We start from the raw sequence: 15,498 nt of genomic DNA, 5'->3' as shown, positions 1-15,498 counted from the left end.
AACTAGTTGACTCCATGGGAAAGCATGTGTTCAGCAGTTGCAATGTGACAAAATGGAAATTTTAACATCTGGGAGGGACGTTTATTAGATTATGGTTACCAGAGAGACACTCGAGCAAAAACAAATTTTGATTTATGTGATTACCCTAATCGTTGCTGCAGTTATTGGGTTGATGTGGCCAGTTTTTTCTTCGACATTTGGGTATATAACCTCAATCGTGATTGCCATTCTACTATTTAGCATGTTCACTCAAATTCCTTTTTTTCGTTTACAAGAAACGTTATCCAATCGAAGATTTATTTGTGCCCTGCTCGTTACGAACTACGCGGCGGTTCCTTTATTGGTCTGGCTGCTAACGAGCTTTTTACCTAATCAACCACCACTATTACTTGGCGTTATGCTTGTACTTTTAGCACCCTGCATTGACTATGTTATCGTCTTTACTCACCTTGGACGAGGCAACGAAAAGCTTATGCTGATCTCGACACCTTTTCTTTTTATTACCCAAATGTTATTTCTGCCTTTGTATCTGTGGCTTTTTATCGGCGATCAGGCCGTCGAATTCATTAGTTTGGAGCCTTTTTTTGAAGCATTTATCGGACTTATTCTGCTTCCCCTTCTGCTTGCTTTGGGTGCACAGTTTTGGGCGACCCGCAGTAAAATGGGAGAACTGATGTTAGATGGTGCCGCATGGCTTCCGGTTCCTTTTATGGCCTTAACACTTTTTGTGATTGTAGCGTCCCAGATCAGCCGCATCTATGAATATTATGAAGTGATCATATACGCAATTCCAATTTATATCGCCTTTATGGTCATTATGCCTTTTGTCGCAGCTCAGCTTGCAAAATGGTTTCGATTGGACGTTTCGGCTGCCCGTGCGCTCGTTTTTAGCGGAGGCACACGCAACTCACTGGTTGTCTTACCGTTTGCTTATGCATTACCGGATCCGTTAGATGGGTTGGTTGCTGCGGTTATTGTCACTCAAACGATCGTGGAATTGGTAGGCGAGCTCATTTATATTCGTGTGATCCCGGGTTATCTGATTCGTGATAAGCAATAATTTGAGAAAAGGACTGCATCTGGTGGTTCTTTTTCTAATTCTCGGATGTACGAGTTCAGGCAAGATGGCTTTACTCTGATTGGGTATAGATATTACCCATATTTGGAATATTAATCTTTAGGGACTTTGAGCAGAATCGAATGATTGAGGTGACAACGATTGGGAAATAAAATGAATCCGATTATTCTGAAGATGTTAAAGTCATCGAATCACACTTTCCTTCTAACCTCGCTGCAAGAAGCCTTCCAGGATGCAGCGGATTTTGAAGTCGTCTGCATTGGTGAAATGGAGTCCCAAAAAGTCTATCTTTGTTATTTATCTACACTTGTTGGTTCCGATCATTTGGGCTTTCATGTAGCTTCCATGGAAGAAAACCAGCTTCATACGGTGTTGGAAAGCTTTTATGGAACTAAATATGCAGAAGGGAACTTCAATACGTGTGAGAGCTCTATATGTAACGGTAAGACCGTATTATGTATGTCACACTCATCCAATGGAATCATTCTGGAGACGTATTATCCGCATCAAAGTGCGGTGCAGTCACCTCAAACCGAGAATGTGATTCAAGGGCCGATGTATGCATTCAATGAAAATTATCAAACGAATGTTGCCTTACTGCGCCAAAGAATGAAAACATCGCGCTTAAAAATATGGGAATCTACCGTAGGTAACGTGATGCATAGCAAGGTGGGCGTCGTTTACCTGAAGGATGTAACGGAAACCAGTCTGGTACAACGTATATGTGACCAAATAAGCCAGATTGATGTAGATGGTATTCAGGATTCGGGAGAGCTTCTACGATTAATGAACAATCATTCCACTTTTAATTTGTATCCTATTGCCATTACCTCAGAACGTCCGGATCGAGCAGCAGCTTCCCTTTTGGATGGAAAAGTTATTGTCATTCTTGAAGGGACCCCTTTCTCCATTATTGCACCAACTGCTTTCGTGGATTTTTGGCAATCAGCCGAGGACCAGTATCTCTCTCCTTTTGTTGCTGTTTTTCTAAGGGTGCTGCGGTTTGCTGCTTTAATGATTAATTTGTTCTTGCCGGGCTTTTATGTGGCGATAACCTCAGTTAACATTGATGTCAATCGGTTGGAGATTAGTCTTGCCGCTGCAGCGAGCAGAGAAGGCGTGCCCTATCCTGTCTTGATTGAAGCCATGCTCATGTTATTGATTCTAGATTTCATAGTAGAGGCCGGAGTTCGTCTGCCTAAGTCGATCAGTTCCACAGTGACCATGGTAGGTGGTGTCGTGCTCGGCCAAGCGATCATTCAAGCCAATATAGTTAGCAATCTGCTGGTAATCGTCGCTGCAACTACGGCCATTACGAATTTTATCGTAATCGATTATCAAATGGGGCTTGTACAAAGACTATTAAAATATTTTGTTCTTTTAGGAGCCAGTATAATCGGAGTTTTGGGAATTGTCATTTGTTTTGTGATCATGGTTATTTTTCTTTCCCGTATTGAGTCCTTTGGTGTGTCGTACCTGACACCTATTGGGCCAAAAGCTCGGGTTCGCTCTCGAGGCATCGGTCTGCTTGCAAAAATGCATCCTTTTTCAATTAAATTCCTCATGAATTTGTGGAAAGAGAAGAGGCAGGGAACTTGAACCCATCCAAGCTGCAAATTTCCTTTAGTGAGTATTTTGTATTGCAGATTATGATATTTGGGGGTACTTCTTTTTTTCTGTATCCTTATTTTATCATTCAAGCTACACATGAGAGTTATTGGATGATTATCGTCATCTGGATGCTGCTCGGAATGTTAGGTGCATGGCTGTATAGCTGTATGTTGGCCTTAGAACCTGGAAAAGATGCTTTTACTATTTGTAAACATCAATTTGGCATGGTGGGAAGCTTATTATTCATTGTACCTCTGCTGTGGTTTGTCGGGAGTTCTATTGTATTAATGATTCGTGTGCACGGGGAAATGATTTCCATGACCATGCTGCACACAACCCCTCAGTGGTTTTTAAGCGGGGTTGTTTTTGTCTCCGCGTTTTTGGCATCAGGTGGACTCATTTCGATTGTTCGTACAGCGGGCGTGTTCATTATTGTTAGTATTCCACTATCCATTGCGCTAACCCTGTTAGGTCTGAGCGACATTCAGATTCAGCTGGGAAAACCATGGCTGCCTAATAACGGAGATTTTTTACAGCAAGCCTCTTTTTATGGATCTTCTTATGTATGGACGGGTTTTATTTATTTTGCAGTTACTGGAGCTTATACGAATAAACCCAAACAGCTCTGGAAATCGTACGGGATAGCTACAGTCTTTTTTTTTCCAATCATATTTGGGGCAGTTTACTTTCCCATTTTGACCTTTGGTCCTGAACTAACGAGAAGTCTTACATTTCCGTACATAACCAAAATGGATTCGATAAGTCATTACTGGCTTGTTATTGAGAATCTAACGGCTGTGTTTGTTTCCGTATCTATGTTATATGTCATACTGGCCATGGCTCTAATGATCCATTGCTTCGTCGTCGGAATTCGTACCCTGTTTCCCAAATTTAAGGAAAATTTGTTGTATATAGTCACGGGTGTGCTGACGTATGGATTGGCGTTAATTATTCCCTCATGGAATTGGATAGAACAAGCGGTTATATGGGCTACCCCACTTCGTTTATATGTCGTATTTGTCATTCCGGCAGCTATTCTTATCAAATATCGGATACAGAAAGGGAAGAAGCATCAGCCATGAAACCAACACATCCTCTCCGCCTGGGCGGTATCGTGATCTTATGTATGATCTTGCAAGGATGCTGGGACGTCAAGGATATAGATAATCGAATGCTGGTCGCCGTCTTGGGAATTGAACATGCCGAAGATAATAAAATTTCGCTTTTGGTGCGGTTTCCTGTAACCAAATCGGCGCAGCCAGGAGGAGGAGGAGGAGGAATCGATAAAAGTTTTTTTATGGCCAAGCAAAAGGGGGATACGGTGGTGGATGCTCTGGATGAGCTGCGATTGAGATTACCCAAATCGCTTGATTTGTCTGAGACAAGAGCCATCTTTTTGGATCAGGAATTAGCCGAAAAGGGAGTAAAACCTTACCTGGAATTCGCGGTGAGAGATCGAACCCTTCCGTTAAGTACGGTGGTGGCCTTGATTTCGGGCAGTATGGAGCCAATATTTTCAAAACCTAATCCAACAGGAGAATTATCAGGTATTTATACCAAGCTTTTTTTTGAATCGTATGCCGGTGGAACTCCCCAAAAAAACAAGGTCCCGCTTTGGAGCTTGTTCAGTCGGATGTACAACCCATTGGAAGAAAATATCGTGCCATTATTGGTGAGAAGTAATATGAATATGTTTGAATTAAAAGGAAATGCCTTCTTTGTAGAGGACAGGATGGTGGGTAAGCTCACTCCTGAAGAAACACTTATTTATGAGATTATTACCCAAAAGATGAGTGATTTTGAAATTGAAACGACAGAAGGAGCCAATGTGAAAATTCTTAAAAATAATACCATGATCTCGTCGAAAATGATGGATGGCAAGCCAGTCATTCGCATCCATACCTTATTAACAATGACGTTAATGGATTCTTCACAGTCAGCCCAGAACAGTACAACAGAAATTGAGAAGTCAGTCAGCAAGGAGCTTGAAGCGAGAGCTGAGAAAGTATTTAAACTAACGAAACAGAAAAAGTCCGACATATTTGGTTTCGGAAATCGCTTTCGAGGTACACTAGCTCCTAACCAGGACTGGTCGGAAATGTACCAGCATGCAACAATTGAAATGAAAATTGTGTCCATGCTGAGAAATACGGGACTTCAGATGTTGAAATAACTGAAGTAACGAGTTAATTTTATTAAAGTGAATGCTTATATGGATTATGACGGATCATCTGAATGAGGTTCGCCGCGGAAGCAGATAAAGGTTCGTTTTTACGCGTACAAATGGCAATCGTATTGGTGAGATGGATACCGTCCACATGAACCCGGCATAGCTCTCCACGATTCACATATTTGCGTACAACCAATGACGATACGAAATTTGCACCATATCCGGCGATAACAGCTGTAATAGCTTCATGCAGCCCATTGAACTGCAGGGAGATTGTAGGCGCCGGTGAATTGTAGGTGCGACATAAAGAAAATAATCGCTCACGTGTGGAGCTGCCTTCTTCGCGCATGACAAACGGCTCTTTCATCATTTCCGGCAAAGTTACTTGCTGATTGGCATATCGGTGATTCGGTGCAACAACAAACCATAGCTCGTCCTGAAACAATTCCTCGGTCTGAATCTCATCCACATATTCTTCAGGTAGCCCCCCGTAAATAGCCATATCCACATCCACATGTAAAAGCTGCTTCAAGGCGTCACTTGAATTGGTCGTCGTAATAATCATTTCAACTTGTTCATACTGCTGTTTAAACTTGGCAATCCAGGTCGGAATCAGGAAATGAGCGGGTAAATACGTAGCGGCTAATCGAATACATCCGTTGGTGCCATTCCGGTAATCCAGAGCAAATTGTTCGATTTGCTGTTCGACTGCGAAGAGTCTTTTTGCAAGTATTGCAAGCTCTTCACCTGCATCGGTTAAGGCTATGCCTCTTCCTTGAGGCTTCAGAAGGGTGAGGAGCAATTCCTTTTCAAATTTTTTTATTTGAGCGGTAATAGCAGGCTGACTGATATTTAATAATTCAGAGGCACGTGTCACACTTCCGGTTGAGGCGATCACATGGAATAAACGTAATGCATGCAGATTCATTTGAACTGCTCCTTCTACATATTTTATACATTCAAAGTATCGATCTTATTAAAAGATATATTATATTTATGATTATAACTCATTTACAATAGAACTAGAAGGCCGGTGAAAACCGAGCGGAGCGGCCAAATGATCCTGGAGAAGCGTAAGTGCTCGCCTTTGTTTCCGTAATTTTACCGCTAAATATCTTATGGAATCATAAAATACGGAAACAACAGCTAAGAGTTTGCTTAGGCAAACTGGCTTCGTAAGCATCATCTCGGAAGGATATTTGGCCGCGCAGCGAGATGTATTCAACGGACTTCTACTAGAAGTAAAATCAATGAGGGAGAAGTGATCCATATGAATCAAGCGAATACTTGGGATAAAGTCGATCAGTATGTTACAGAGCGTCTGATTCCACATGATGCTGTGCTGGAAAAAGTGTTATTTGCCAATCATCAGGCAGGGCTGCCAGCAATTGATGTAACGCCGAATCAAGGTAAGCTATTAAACCTGCTTGTTCAAATGAAAGGCGCACATCGTATTCTGGAGATCGGCACACTGGGCGGATACAGTACTATTTGGATGGCGAGAGCACTACCGGCTGATGGACAATTGATCACCCTAGAGCTTGACCCCCTTCATGCTCAGGTAGCACAAGCTAACATAACCCTTGCACAGTTGGATGGACTTATAACTATTCGGGTAGGTGATGCCTTGGCTCAATTAGCCCAGATGATAGATGAGGGCGTGCCACCATTTGATTTCATATTTATTGATGCTGACAAACCTAATAATCCCAACTATTTAAAATGGGCACTTCATTTCTCCCACCCTGGGACTGTCATTATAGGAGACAATGTCATTCGTGATGGCCAGGTCATTAATGAAAATAGCCAGGACCCTCGTGTACAAGGCGTCAGGCAGTTCTATGACTTGTTGGCTGAAGAATCAAGGATTTCGGCTACAGCGATTCAGACAGTGGGGAGTAAAGGTTACGATGGTTTTGTATTGGGGATCGTTAGCAGCTGATATGTAACTTTATCCAATTGCCTTTCGTCTATAAGATAGGTTATAAAGTTTCACTCAAGGGGCAAATCGGATGAGAAAAAAGATGATATTGGTGATGCTGCTACAAAGAGGTTAAGAAAGAAGATAACTCAGTCAGGGCAATTGGTAAGCATACAGACGGAAAATTACTCGTCACACCTGCTGGCAAAGCAGTCTCAGCTCCTTTGGGAGCCCCGAGCTGTTACGGATTTTTGGAGTAAGCGGCGGGAAGGCTTTCCCGATAACGCTGGAGATGAAGCCAGAACAAATCTGGACGCATATAGGCCAGCTGCCGCATCACCCTTTTCAGGTAACTAATGACGAACTCATTTTGACGGGAGGTTATGGGGCAGGACAGGACTTCATTGATGTATATTTTTTTCGGTATGATTCGATGAAACAGTCCATGATTTTGCAATCTACGGATCAAGTGAAGCCGGGTGATCTTATCCAGGATCAGGATCAATAAGGGCATCTGATTATGTTTTTTTCAATGCGTCCAATCCAATCTCCGCTGATGTTCATAATATACAAATATGGAATGCGGAAGGAGGGGGACATATGGGTGCATTAGGAGTTGGCGGAAGTTGCGCTAGTTGTGCAGGATATGGTTTGGGTACGACTACGGGTGCAATTCTTGTACTATTTATTTTGTTGGTAATTATCAGCAGCACATTTATCTAAATAACGCCTCCACCTACGTGGAACATAAACCGATTTTTCAGATTTCAATTGAATGAAAGCTATGTGACAGTTGATGATTATAAATATTTACCAGAAGAGCAGGTACAAGCAATCGTTGAATCGTTTGGATCGATCGACGATTTGAAATAGACTCAATGAACTCATCGGCTTGGTTGCAGAGTTATATAATTAAGCGATTAATGTACGGATACAAAAGGGCCTCGCGAAAAGTACGCGGTAGGCCTTTTTGTGCAGCTCTGGAAGCTGCTATTTTATCCAAGATGAGGCTACCGTGCTGCTTATACCTTATGTGCTCGGATTTCTTCTTCCCATCGCTGTACTCCTTCCGGACAAACGTACATATATTTTAGATATGAAGTCTGCTTCCTGATGAAGACCAATGGTGTATGAGAGACCCGATTATTACCTGTAAATGTAAGGGTTTGCAATTTTATTTCTGGACTTTGTAAGCTAATAGTCGAAGCCAAGGGAGGGATAGATTGTGCATATTGATTTACGTGGGAAGGTGGCTCTTGTGACAGGAGCGGGGCGGGGAATTGGCCGGGAGATTGCACTCACATTAGCCAGTGAAGGCGTGAGGACGGTCGCCATGGATGTGAATCCGGATCATTTGGCAGAGCTGCATCAAGTATTCGCTGAGCATCAATTCGAGGGCTTTCAACAGGTGTGCGATATTCGTGAATACTCGGAGATCGAGATGGTGATTCAAGAGGTTGAGCACCAATACGGTCGAATCGACATCCTTGTTAACAATGCGGGTGTTGCAAGCGGTGGTCTGGTCGAGAGCTTATCCGAGGAGGTGTGGGATCTCAATATGGATGTCAATCTGAAGGGCAGCTTTCTTATGTGTAAGGCTGTGCTGCCGATAATGAAAAGGCAAAAATCAGGACGTATCCTGAATGCTGCCTCATTCGCCGCCATTATCCCGAGCTTGGGTGGGGCAGCGTATGCCGCATCCAAAGCGGGGATTGTGCATTTTACCCGAGTGCTTGCCGGGGAGCTGGGGCCATGGAATATAACGGTGAATTGTTATGCCCCTGGAGTCATTCCTACCGATTTGAATCGGTTTGCAGATCGTTCTCCTAAGGAGCAAAAGGAGCTGCTGGACAATCTCTCGCTTCGGCGTTGGGGCAATAAACAGGAAATAGCTCACCTGATTTGTTACCTGGCATCCGACTATGCGAGTTATATAACCGGAACCATGATCGATATTAGCGGAGGAAAGCTGGCGACTCAAGTGCCGCGAATGGCTTATGAATGGGCAGCGAATGAATTGAACGTATAGTTATCAAAGCTCGAAGGAGGAATAAAATGAGTTTAAGTACGTTTAATTTGGATGGCAGGGTTGCCCTGATTACTGGCGGCTGCCAAGGGTTGGGGTTAGTTTTTGCCAAGGCGCTTGCAGAAGCTGGAGCAAGTGTGGCAGTAACGAGCAGGGATGAAGCGAAAGCCGCTGAAGGCGCAAGGCAAATCCGTGAGAAAACCGGACAACAGGCAATAGGATTAGCCGTGGATGTTACGGATGTTGAGCAGGTTCAGCGTATGGCAGCTGAGACGGTGCAGAGCTTGGGACGGATCGATATTCTGGTCAACAATGCAGGCATCAACGTGCGCAAGCCGATTCTGGAATATGATGAGGCGAGCTGGGATCTGGTGCAAAGCACGAATCTGAAGGCTCCTTTCCTATGCCCAAGGCTGTAGTTCCCTTTATGATCAAACAAGCCTATGGAAGGATTATTAACCTGTCCTCGATGCTGGGCACCGTCGCGCTCCCTGAACGCTCTGCTTACTGCTCCAGCAAGGGCGGATTAATTCAACTAACCAAAGTTATGGCGCTGGAATGGGCTGAGCACCATATTACGGCTAACGTCATATGTCCGGGGCCATTCGCTACCGAGCTTAACAAGGTGGTGATCGACAATCCAGTGGCTAATCAATTTTTCCTCGATCACCTTGCGATTAAACGTTGGGGCAATCCGAATGAACTGACAGGTTTATTGATTTATTTGGCTTCAGAGTCATCCAGCTTTATGACGGGATCTTCCATTGTCATCGATGGAGGGTGGACGGCACAATAATACGATGAGAAAGGGCTGAAGCGCTTGAGATACGGTCTCACGGTTTATGGCACAACCTATGGAATGGGCATCCATCCACAGTCGGGCATCAAACCAATCACGCCTATAGAGCTGATGGATATTACGGAAAGCTATGGACTGGAAGGGATAGAGATCCCTTATCCAATATTGAAGGAACATGACCTCGACGAAGTGGCAGACTACGCTCGCTCCAAAGGGATGTTCGTGAATATCGCAGCAAGCGGTTATGATCCTGAATCATTAAAGGAAGCGCTGCTGCTTGCCAAGCGAGTGGGGGCAGTAACGGTGCGGACCGTGGTGGGCGGAGCCAAATTTGGTGGCGATCGCAGACATATGGCCGGTACGTGGAAGCTATTTTTGGATCAGATCCTTACATCCCTTCAGGCAGTGGCGGAAACTGCGGAGCAAACGGGTGTCAATCTAGCCGTGGAAAACCATCAGGATTTGGCCTCTGAGGAACTGCTCTGGCTGTGTGAAACTATCGGTTCGGACAGGTTTGGTATTAACCTCGATACAGGTAATCCGCTGGCAACCGCTGAAGAGCCCAATGACTTTTTTCGCCGGGTAGCCCCTTATGTAAAAAATGTTCACTTGAAGGATTATTACATGTATTGGTATGAGGAAGGGTATCGGCTGGTAAGGAGTCCGCTTGGTCAAGGCGTGATAGATTTTCCTGAACTGCTGCGAATTTTCTCGGTAGCGGCTCCTCAGGTAACGATGTCCGTAGAGCATGGAGCTTTGGAGGCAAGAAACGTTAGGGTGCTTGAAGAGGACTATTGGACGGAATACCCAGAGCGCTCAGCTAGACAGCTTACTCGCCTGCTGAGGTATGTACATGACCATGCTAAGGCAACAGGCGATTGGAGAACTCCATTTGAGAAAGGCGAATCGCCCGCAGTAATAGTTACTTATGAACAATCGCAAATGAATACAGCCCTTGCCTATTTGAAAACGTTGATCCGGGAGTTTCGTGATCATGAAAATTTGGTGAAAAGCTGAGGTGCAGGTATGGCAGATTTTGATTTAAGGGGTAAAAACGCGCTAGTCACCGGCTCCAGCCGTGGTCTTGGCCGACAGTACGCAATGGATCTGGCCCGTGCCGGCGCTAATGTAATCATTCACGATGAAACGGAAACCAAATCGATGGAATTCAACGAAGCACTTTCCGGCTTTACAGTGGCTGAGGAAGCTGTTGAGCTAGGTGTGAAATCCGGGTTTATTGCCGCCGATCTCACCGATCCTGAACAGGTTGAGCAATTGATTCTGCGGTCGATAGAAATGCTGGGTTCCATAGATATCCTCGTCAATAATGCGGGTGGTGACATTGGCTTCAATACCCCACGCCCGGAGCCGAATGATTGCTTGGATATTCGTGTTGAGGATATCCGATCTGTTGTCGAACGCAACCTGCTGTCTACGATGTACACGTGCAAATTTGCGGGTCAGCATATGCGTGAACGGTGCAGTGGCAAAATTGTAAATGTTGGCTCAATTGCAGGACATGTGCCCGTTACGTCAGGCATCATTTATGCTGCTGCCAAGCTGGGAATTTCCCATTATACAAGAAGTTTGGCCCAGCAGATGAGACCGTATGATGTGAATGTCAACTGTATTTCACCCGCACCGACCTACACAGCACGCTTTTCAGCTACACGTACGGTGAGCAATGAAGAAGGCTTGTCCAGACTGCAGCGGATTGCCCAGCCTGAGGATATGTCCCGAATCGTCATGTTCCTCTGCGGTCCGCAAGCAGATTATTTAACCGGAGAAACGATCGTTTGCTGGAAATGAGAATAAGGAAAAGGGTGAAGCCAATTTGAACTTTGATGGCAAAATCGTATTGGTAACCGGCGGAGCCAGAGGAATCGGAGCCGCCATCGTGAAGCAGTTTCTGGAAAATGGAGCCAAGGTCATGATAGCAGACGCTTCCCCGGACGGGGAGCAAGCTGCGAAGCAGTGGCAGAGCCAAGGTAAAGAAGCGGTGTATGTCCAATGCGACGTGTCCCGGGAAGCTGAAGTGAATCATGCGGTTTCGGTTGCCGAGCAGCAATTCGGAAGGCTCGATATTGTAGTCAATAACGCTGGGATCTTTCCGCGTGCTGATTTGCTGCAAACAGATGAGACTTTCTGGGATCGTGTGATGGATATCAATCTAAAAGGCGTTTACCTGATGTGTCGAGCGGCTGTCCCCCTGATGATCAGGCAGGGCGGGGGATGTATCGTGAACATAGGCTCGCTGCATTCGACCGTAGGAGGAGAAGAGTTGTTTGCATACGCGATATCGAAGGGCGGTGTTGTGACGCTGACCCGGAATTTAGCCCGCGCTTTAGCGAAGCACGGTATCCGTGTCAACTGTGTGCATCCAGGCTGGGTAGCCTCTCACGGAGAGAGGGCGATGATGAAGGCTAATGGAGAAGAAGACAATTGGCCGGAGCAGCATGCATCCAAAATGCCCTTCGGCAGATTGCAAACCGAGGATGATATTGCGGCGGCGATTTTGTTCGTATGCTCTGCCCATGCAGGGCAAATCACAGGTCAAATGCTCACTGTAGACGGGGGGCTTGGATTTAAATTATCGTAGCAAAGGGATGTTCGATTTTTCAATAATGGATTCAAAAGCCGATTGCCAGGCGCAGTCGGTTTTTTGTGTATACACGGTGAGGACAGACAGCCTCGTATCTATTTTTTTGTTGGTATTAAATGGATATTTTCGTATACTGGAATTAGATGCAGCCAGATAAGATATGAATAACCTTGAAGGAACGATAGCCAGGCATGAAGAGTTGAATGAAATCGATAGCTGCTGCTGTCGGCTGAAGGAGGCGGAAACGGTTTATGAAAAAAAACGCACTCATAGGTTCTTGAGGCTCAGGGAAATCAACGCTTGCGCGTAAGCTGGGGGATGTTACACAATTACCTGTTTATCATCTAGACGCCTTGCACTGGAAGCCGGGTTGGGTTCCAACGCCCGAAGACGAGTGGTATCAATATCAGCAGGAGCTTACCCAGAAGGATGAATGGATTATTGACGGGAATTACGGTCGTACACTGGATATTCGGCTGGCCGAAGCAGATACGATCATATTTTTCGATTTATCCAGGTGGATCACGACGTACCGAATTATTAAGCGTCGAATCCAGTATCATGGAAAAACAAGACCTGATCTGACAGAAGGCTGCCCGGAACAGCTGGATTTGCAAGAAAATCATCATTCTAAAAACAACAGCAGATGCGGACTTGCTGATTACTCGTTTAAAGGAAAATAAACCTGTTGAAAGCAGTATATGATAAGCGTGCGCAACACAAGCATTGAAAGGGTTCCTATGTTGGGATAAAACGCTATTGAGAGGACATATTAAATAGGAATGAATCTACCAGGACAGGAGGAATTTACATGACTGAATTCAAGGGAACCAACAGTGAAGGACCATCCAAACCGGGCAAACCTGAATCCGACCGGGCTAGAAGTCCATTGGACCCGCGCTCCCCGGGCTTCGATAAGAAATTAGATGGCCCGGTCAGACCGAGTGAATGATCGCAAGTGCTGAAGAAGCACGCAATTTCCAATAGCAAGGCAGCAATCAGAAGCAGCTTCGGGGAGAATATCCCCGAGGTTTTTTAGCATACTCTCTGTTATCTCAATATTGGATATCTCTTTGCCAAGCGCCGTCGATTGGAGTTGCTGGAAGATTGGGGAGCTTCAGCTCCTGCGCGGCAATACGCAAATATTTAATATTATAGCGGATTTCCGAGCTGACCAACGGGGGTGTGGATGGGCCGAAATATTTGCTGGGGTCAAAATAGTTGAGCATCTTCAGGTCGTTACTATACAGAGCCGCATCCCAGTGAATTTTGGATATGGAGCGGCTGACAACTTCCAAAGGAAATCCAGTTTCCAGCGCAAAAACTTTGGCAGCCTGATGGGGCTGCTCCCGTATCAGCCGATTGGCCTGCATATGTGCCTTTAAGTAAGCGACTACCAAATCCTCATGGTCGAGTGCCCAACGCTCGTCAGCGACCACGTTAGCAATAAAACCAAGTCCCAGCTCCTGGTTGAAAATCGATTTGCCGATTTGCTGATGATGGGCAAGACTCAGGAAGGGCTCCCACATAATCGATGCGCTCAGTCTGCCTTGACGCAGGCTTTCCATACTTTCCTCGATAGAACGATGAATAATGTTCAAATCCGTCATATAATGCGATTCCAGCATCTTTCTCAAGCGGTACTCCGCATTGGTGCGGAATGTGGTGGCGATAGGCAGAGTGGCGAGATCGCCAATACTCTGAAGTGCCAGATCTGTCGGAACAACCATTCCAAACCCGTCACCCTTCGCGGATTTTCCTCCGGCGGCAAGCAGAATCGGACGGTAATCGGGCAGCATTGTGCTGATCATATGGCTGACCGACAGGGCATAATCTCCAAAGGTAGCAAAGTGAATATTGCCTGCTATCATTCCTTTTATCAATTCCATTCCGTCCTTGGCCTTGTGCCATTTGATTTCGATCCGGTCCTTGGGACGGATACGCCGCAGCTCTTGTTCGAGAAATCCGAATTCCTTAATAATTAACGGACCCCACATATGCGTGGAAACGGTCGTATATCCAATGGTTATCGTCTGATTGGCGGTAAGAACCGGGGAGGATTGTCGTACTTGGCCAAATTGCCTATACCAGCGCATAACCTCATTTTTATCAAAATATATTTCTTTTCCTATTTTTACGCTGGGCAGCTGCTTCGTTTTTCGCCAACGGTCAATCGTCGAACGGCTAACATCCAATTGATCCATGACCTCACTGATGTGGATTAAATTAAATTGGTCTTTAATCATGCGAGTGACCCCCTTGGAATGTAAATTATTGGTCATTTTGGTCAATAATCATCAGTAATCTTTTATATTTGTCATTATGTTGACTAAAAAAATTGCACATGCTAACTTATATTAATCCTAGTATATCGATATGAATAGGTATATTACAATCATTTTTTTTTGAAAGAAGGGGGAGGGTCTGCTTGTCGAATACAGTTAGCGCGGAATGGCTCCATGAACGCTTGAATCATACAGAGATCGTGATCGCAGATTGCCGGTTTCTTCTTGGCAAACCTGCTGCAGGTAAAGAGGCGTACGAGGCTGGCCATCTGCCGGGTGCCGTTTATTTTGATCTTGAACTGGACTTATCAGATGCGATTGGCGTCCACGGAGGCAGGCATCCTTTGCCGGATACGAATCAGTTGTCAGCGAAGCTTGGAGATGCGGGAATCGATGAGTCCAAGATCGTCGTCGTTTATGATGATCAAGGTGGTGCTATGGCATCACGATTATGGTGGATTTTGAAGTATTACGGACATCCACAGGTTTATCTGCTGGATGGTGGCTTACCCCGGTGGAAAAGCCAAGGTTATGAGCTTACAAAAGAAGTCTCATCCGTTAAAGGCAGTACGTTTGTCCCGCAGCTTCAGGAAGGGTTGCTGCTGGACGCCCAAGAGGTGAAGCAAAGATTGGGTCGCTCGGACACCCAACTCATCGATTCCCGTGAAGAAAAACGATATCTGGGTCTGGAAGAGCCCATTGACAGAATAGCTGGACATATACCTGGGGCAGTAAACCATTTTTGGAAAAATGCCTTTACTGCTGAAGGCGAGTTGAAGGATTCGGATGAATTGAAAGCAATCTTTCATGAGCTGGATGCATCCAAGGAAATCATCGTTTATTGCGGATCAGGTGTTACAGCCTGCCCTAATGTTCTGGCCCTAACAGAAGCTGGGTTTACCAACGTCAAATTATATGGCGGAAGCTGGAGCGATTGGGTATCTTACCCGGATAATCCGATTGAAACAGGGACTGGAAATACCTAACAGGATGGAAAGGAGCAGTG

The 15,498-nt window shown here is 45.3% G+C and carries 17 protein-coding genes and 1 pseudogene; 16 read left to right on the top strand and 2 right to left on the bottom strand.

The annotated features are described in order from the left end of the window. Positions 1–91: 91 nt before the first annotated feature. The 4 genes from BK127_RS21820 (at position 92) to BK127_RS21805 (ending at position 4,862) form a co-directional block, all read left to right on the top strand. Positions 92–1,060 carry an arsenic resistance protein gene (locus BK127_RS21820; protein WP_076233642.1) on the top strand — a complete coding sequence of 323 codons (969 nt, stop codon included), beginning with the start codon at positions 92–94 and terminating at the stop codon, positions 1,058–1,060. Positions 1,061–1,231: 171 nt separating this feature from the next. Continuing rightward, positions 1,232–2,677: a spore germination protein gene (locus BK127_RS21815; RefSeq protein ID WP_179097566.1), complete on the top strand. Its 1,446-nt coding sequence runs from the start codon at positions 1,232–1,234 to the stop codon at positions 2,675–2,677. Beyond that, entirely contained in the window at positions 2,674–3,771 is a 1,098-nt protein-coding gene (locus BK127_RS21810; protein WP_076233640.1) for a GerAB/ArcD/ProY family transporter, read from the top strand. Before BK127_RS21815 ends, BK127_RS21810 begins: the two co-directional genes overlap by 4 nt. Then, positions 3,768–4,862, top strand: coding sequence for a Ger(x)C family spore germination protein (locus tag BK127_RS21805; protein ID WP_076233639.1), 1,095 nt, complete (start codon positions 3,768–3,770; stop codon positions 4,860–4,862). The genes BK127_RS21810 and BK127_RS21805 overlap by 4 nt, the downstream gene beginning before the upstream one ends. 22 nt (positions 4,863–4,884) lie before the next feature. Here BK127_RS21805 and BK127_RS21800 read toward each other — a convergent pair whose 3' ends face one another. Then, a complete protein-coding gene (locus BK127_RS21800) occupies positions 4,885–5,787 on the bottom strand; it encodes a LysR family transcriptional regulator (protein ID WP_076233638.1) in 903 nt (300 codons plus the stop codon). A 342-nt stretch (positions 5,788–6,129) separates the two neighbouring features. Here BK127_RS21800 and BK127_RS21795 point away from each other — a divergent pair, with 342 nt between their 5' ends. From BK127_RS21795 to BK127_RS43810, 11 genes and pseudogenes are all read left to right on the top strand, one after another. Further along, the gene (locus BK127_RS21795; RefSeq protein ID WP_076233637.1) at positions 6,130–6,801 is read left to right on the top strand and encodes an O-methyltransferase; all 672 of its coding nucleotides are present in this window, start codon (positions 6,130–6,132) and stop codon (positions 6,799–6,801) included. A 271-nt stretch (positions 6,802–7,072) separates the two neighbouring features. Continuing rightward, positions 7,073–7,288 carry a hypothetical protein gene (locus tag BK127_RS21790; RefSeq protein ID WP_076233636.1) on the top strand — a complete coding sequence of 72 codons (216 nt, stop codon included), beginning with the start codon at positions 7,073–7,075 and terminating at the stop codon, positions 7,286–7,288. Positions 7,289–7,380: 92 nt separating this feature from the next. After that, positions 7,381–7,503, top strand: a complete 123-nt coding sequence (locus BK127_RS44515; protein ID WP_218639025.1) for a YjcZ family sporulation protein — start codon at positions 7,381–7,383, stop codon at positions 7,501–7,503. A 502-nt stretch (positions 7,504–8,005) separates the two neighbouring features. Next, positions 8,006–8,809 carry an SDR family NAD(P)-dependent oxidoreductase gene (locus BK127_RS21785; protein ID WP_076233635.1) on the top strand — a complete coding sequence of 268 codons (804 nt, stop codon included), beginning with the start codon at positions 8,006–8,008 and terminating at the stop codon, positions 8,807–8,809. A 26-nt stretch (positions 8,810–8,835) separates the two neighbouring features. After that, positions 8,836–9,602: pseudogene (locus BK127_RS45700) on the top strand (SDR family NAD(P)-dependent oxidoreductase). A gap of 24 nt (positions 9,603–9,626) precedes the next feature. After that, positions 9,627–10,622 carry a sugar phosphate isomerase/epimerase family protein gene (locus BK127_RS21775; RefSeq protein WP_076233634.1) on the top strand — a complete coding sequence of 332 codons (996 nt, stop codon included), beginning with the start codon at positions 9,627–9,629 and terminating at the stop codon, positions 10,620–10,622. Between the two features lie 9 nt (positions 10,623–10,631). Further along, the gene (locus BK127_RS21770; RefSeq protein ID WP_076233633.1) at positions 10,632–11,414 is read left to right on the top strand and encodes an SDR family NAD(P)-dependent oxidoreductase; all 783 of its coding nucleotides are present in this window, start codon (positions 10,632–10,634) and stop codon (positions 11,412–11,414) included. Between the two features lie 25 nt (positions 11,415–11,439). Next, on the top strand, positions 11,440–12,204 hold the full coding sequence (locus BK127_RS21765; RefSeq protein ID WP_076233632.1) for an SDR family NAD(P)-dependent oxidoreductase: 765 nt from the start codon (positions 11,440–11,442) through the stop codon (positions 12,202–12,204). Between the two features lie 163 nt (positions 12,205–12,367). Continuing rightward, positions 12,368–12,517: a hypothetical protein gene (locus BK127_RS43815; RefSeq protein ID WP_179097564.1), complete on the top strand. Its 150-nt coding sequence runs from the start codon at positions 12,368–12,370 to the stop codon at positions 12,515–12,517. Between the two features lie 43 nt (positions 12,518–12,560). Further along, positions 12,561–12,890 (top strand): P-loop NTPase family protein, encoded by a 330-nt coding sequence (locus BK127_RS21760; protein WP_256711400.1) that lies wholly within the window; start codon positions 12,561–12,563, stop codon positions 12,888–12,890. A 128-nt stretch (positions 12,891–13,018) separates the two neighbouring features. Further along, on the top strand, positions 13,019–13,159 hold the full coding sequence (locus BK127_RS43810; protein ID WP_179097565.1) for a hypothetical protein: 141 nt from the start codon (positions 13,019–13,021) through the stop codon (positions 13,157–13,159). A gap of 103 nt (positions 13,160–13,262) precedes the next feature. Here BK127_RS43810 and BK127_RS21755 read toward each other — a convergent pair whose 3' ends face one another. Then, positions 13,263–14,453: a helix-turn-helix domain-containing protein gene (locus BK127_RS21755; RefSeq protein WP_076233631.1), complete on the bottom strand. Its 1,191-nt coding sequence runs from the start codon at positions 14,451–14,453 to the stop codon at positions 13,263–13,265. 182 nt (positions 14,454–14,635) lie between these two features. Here BK127_RS21755 and BK127_RS21750 point away from each other — a divergent pair, with 182 nt between their 5' ends. After that, positions 14,636–15,478, top strand: coding sequence for a sulfurtransferase (locus tag BK127_RS21750; protein WP_076233630.1), 843 nt, complete (start codon positions 14,636–14,638; stop codon positions 15,476–15,478). The last annotated feature ends 20 nt before the right edge of the window (positions 15,479–15,498 follow it).

This window comes from Paenibacillus sp. FSL H7-0331 (assembly GCF_001956045.1).
Note: the sequence above shows the minus strand (reverse complement) of the source record. Positions and strands in the feature narration are given on the sequence as shown.

Bases quoted from the DNA above. Each gene is read 5' to 3' on its own strand.
- BK127_RS21790 (WP_076233636.1), top strand. From the start codon at position 7,073: ATGAAGCCAGAACAAATCTGGACGCATATAGGCCAGCTGCCGCATCAC.
- BK127_RS21770 (WP_076233633.1), top strand. From the start codon at position 10,632: ATGGCAGATTTTGATTTAAGGGGTAAAAACGCGCTAGTCACCGGCTCC.
- BK127_RS21755 (WP_076233631.1), bottom strand. From the start codon at position 14,453: ATGATTAAAGACCAATTTAATTTAATCCACATCAGTGAGGTCATGGAT.
- BK127_RS44515 (WP_218639025.1), top strand. From the start codon at position 7,381: ATGGGTGCATTAGGAGTTGGCGGAAGTTGCGCTAGTTGTGCAGGATAT.
- BK127_RS21795 (WP_076233637.1), top strand. From the start codon at position 6,130: ATGAATCAAGCGAATACTTGGGATAAAGTCGATCAGTATGTTACAGAG.
- BK127_RS21815 (WP_179097566.1), top strand. From the start codon at position 1,232: ATGAATCCGATTATTCTGAAGATGTTAAAGTCATCGAATCACACTTTC.
- BK127_RS21820 (WP_076233642.1), top strand. From the start codon at position 92: ATGGTTACCAGAGAGACACTCGAGCAAAAACAAATTTTGATTTATGTG.
- BK127_RS21805 (WP_076233639.1), top strand. From the start codon at position 3,768: ATGAAACCAACACATCCTCTCCGCCTGGGCGGTATCGTGATCTTATGT.
- BK127_RS21800 (WP_076233638.1), bottom strand. From the start codon at position 5,787: ATGAATCTGCATGCATTACGTTTATTCCATGTGATCGCCTCAACCGGA.
- BK127_RS43810 (WP_179097565.1), top strand. From the start codon at position 13,019: ATGACTGAATTCAAGGGAACCAACAGTGAAGGACCATCCAAACCGGGC.
- BK127_RS43815 (WP_179097564.1), top strand. From the start codon at position 12,368: ATGAATAACCTTGAAGGAACGATAGCCAGGCATGAAGAGTTGAATGAA.